Source organism: Acidiplasma cupricumulans, from assembly GCF_001402935.1.
Taxonomy (GTDB): Archaea; Thermoplasmatota; Thermoplasmata; order Thermoplasmatales; family Thermoplasmataceae; genus Acidiplasma; species Acidiplasma aeolicum.
The window spans coordinates 1-1,116 of the sequence record NZ_LKBH01000004.1; the positions used below are offsets into that span (position 1 = coordinate 1).

Genomic DNA, 1,116 nt, shown 5'->3' on the forward strand with positions numbered 1-1,116 from the left:
CATGGTAGATGTTGGTGAGAAAGCACCGGATTTTGAAGCGCCTGACACTGGATTAAAAATGAGGAAACTGTCTGATTTTAAGGGAAATACAGTGGTTCTTGCATTTTTCCCTGGGGCATTTACATCTGTATGCACAAAGGAAATGTGCACATTCAGGGATTCAATGGCAAATTTTAACAGATTTAAGGCAAAGGTAATAGGCATAAGCGTTGACTCTCCATTTTCATTGAAGGAATTTGCAGAAAAAAACAAACTTCAGTTTGATCTTTTAAGTGATTCCGGAAGGGAAATATCCAAAAAGTATGGGGCCCTTTATGATAGCTTTTTGAACATAAAAAATCTGTCGGCGTCAAAAAGATCTGTATTTGTTATAGACAAGGATGGGATTATAAGGTATAAATGGGTTAGTGAGGATGCCTCAAAGGAGCCTGATTATAAAAAAATAGAGGAGGAAATATCAAAATTAAATTAAATTTTTAAACCTCCTGGTATTTAAGATACCAAACCTTTTCTCCGCTGTTTATCCTCTTATATGCATCCTCAAGTGTGGACGGCTGTGGTACTATACCCCTATCCCCTGGATTCCAGTTCACTGGAGTGGCTAGTTTTTTATCCCAGTTCAGCTGCAGGGCCCTAAGGCTTCTTAGGATTTCGTTTATATTCCTTCCAGTTTCAGCCGGATAATATATCATCCAGCGGACTATGCCGTTGGGGTCTATTATAAATACACCCCTAACCGTGTTGCCTGCCTTTTCATCTATGAGATTATATTGGCTAGCAACCTCCTTATTTATGTCTGCTATCACCGGGAATGGAATATCTACACCAAATTTTTCCTTTATGTCTTTCAGCCATTCTATGTGACTCTGCAGGCTATCAACGCTTAGACCTATTAGAACTGCATTTAACTTTTTAAACTCATCATATCTTTCCGCAAATCCCATAAATTCTGTGGTGCACACCGGCGTGAAATCAGCAGGGTGTGAAAACAGAACAATCCATTTACCACGGAAGTCAGATAGAGCCAGCGGTCCCTTGGTTGTATTAACAACAAACTCTGGTGCCTTATCACCAAGCTTAACGGCCATATTAATCACCGTATTATATATTATAAAA

2 protein-coding genes are annotated in these 1,116 nt (G+C 39.2%); one reads left to right on the plus strand and one right to left on the minus strand.

Annotated elements, in window-relative coordinates; translation table 11 throughout:
• Window position 1: 1 nt before the first annotated feature.
• The gene (locus tag AOG55_RS00065; RefSeq protein WP_048101219.1) at window positions 2–472 is read left to right on the plus strand and encodes a peroxiredoxin; all 471 of its coding nucleotides are present in this window, start codon (window positions 2–4) and stop codon (window positions 470–472) included.
• 4 nt (window positions 473–476) lie between these two features.
• Here AOG55_RS00065 and AOG55_RS00070 read toward each other — a convergent pair whose 3' ends face one another.
• Entirely contained in the window at window positions 477–1,088 is a 612-nt protein-coding gene (locus AOG55_RS00070; protein WP_048101220.1) for a peroxiredoxin, read from the minus strand.
• Between the last annotated feature and the right edge of the window lie 28 nt (window positions 1,089–1,116).